1 protein-coding gene is annotated in these 1,196 nt (G+C 50.8%); it reads right to left on the bottom strand.

Going from position 1 to position 1,196, the window contains the following annotated elements; all coding sequences use genetic code 11:
- Positions 1–2 precede the first annotated feature (2 nt).
- A complete protein-coding gene (gene tuf, locus AC07OI_RS29785) occupies positions 3–1,193 on the bottom strand; it encodes an elongation factor Tu (RefSeq protein WP_423018072.1) in 1,191 nt (396 codons plus the stop codon).
- Positions 1,194–1,196 lie beyond the last annotated feature (3 nt).

The raw sequence follows: 1,196 nt of genomic DNA, 5'->3' as shown, positions 1-1,196 counted from the left end.
TATTACTCGATGATTTTAGCAACAACGCCAGCACCGACTGTACGACCACCTTCACGGATAGCGAAGCGCAAGCCTTCTTCCATCGCGATCGGGTTGATCAGTTTTACAGTGATAGAAACGTTATCACCTGGCATGACCATTTCTTTGTCTTTCGGCAACTCGATCGAACCAGTTACGTCCGTTGTACGGAAGTAGAACTGTGGACGGTAGTTGTTGAAGAATGGTGTATGACGGCCACCTTCATCTTTGGACAGAACATAGATCTCGCCTGTGAAGTGGGCGTGAGGCTTGATTGAGCCTGGTTTTGCCAACACTTGACCACGTTGGATATCTTCACGTTTTGTACCACGCAGCAATACGCCGACGTTGTCACCTGCTTGACCTTGGTCGAGCAGTTTGCGGAACATTTCAACGCCAGTACATGTTGTTTTGACTGTGTCTTTGATACCGACGATTTCGATCTCTTCGCCAACTTTGACGATACCGCGTTCGATACGGCCAGTAACAACTGTACCGCGACCGGAGATGGAGAATACGTCTTCTACTGGCAACAGGAAGGCGCCGTCAACAGCACGTTCTGGTGTTGGGATGTAGGAATCCAGAGCATCAGCCAGTTTCATGATGGCTTCTTCGCCCAGAGGACCTTTGTCGCCTTCGAGGGCCAGCTTGGCGGAACCTTGAATGATCGGCAGGTCGTCGCCTGGGAATTCGTATTTGGAGAGCAATTCACGCACTTCCATTTCAACCAGTTCCAACAACTCAGCGTCATCCACCATGTCGCATTTGTTCAGGAATACGATGATGTATGGAACGCCAACCTGGCGGGCCAACAGGATGTGTTCGCGAGTTTGTGGCATTGGGCCGTCTGCTGCTGAGCAAACCAGGATGGCGCCATCCATTTGTGCCGCGCCAGTGATCATGTTTTTAACATAGTCAGCATGGCCTGGGCAGTCAACGTGAGCATAGTGACGACCGGCTGTTTCGTACTCAACGTGGGCTGTATTGATTGTAATACCGCGCGCTTTTTCTTCTGGTGCTGCGTCGATCTGGTCGTATGCTTTAGCTTCGCCGCCGAATTTTTTCGACAGAACTGTTGCAATCGCTGCTGTCAGTGTGGTTTTACCGTGATCAACGTGGCCAATTGTACCGACGTTGACGTGCGGCTTGGTGCGCTCGAACTTACCTTTTGCCATTTT

It is taken from the genome of Undibacterium sp. GW821-FHT07F11 (genome assembly GCF_059418665.1).
This window is presented reverse-complemented; position numbering and strand designations above follow the sequence as displayed.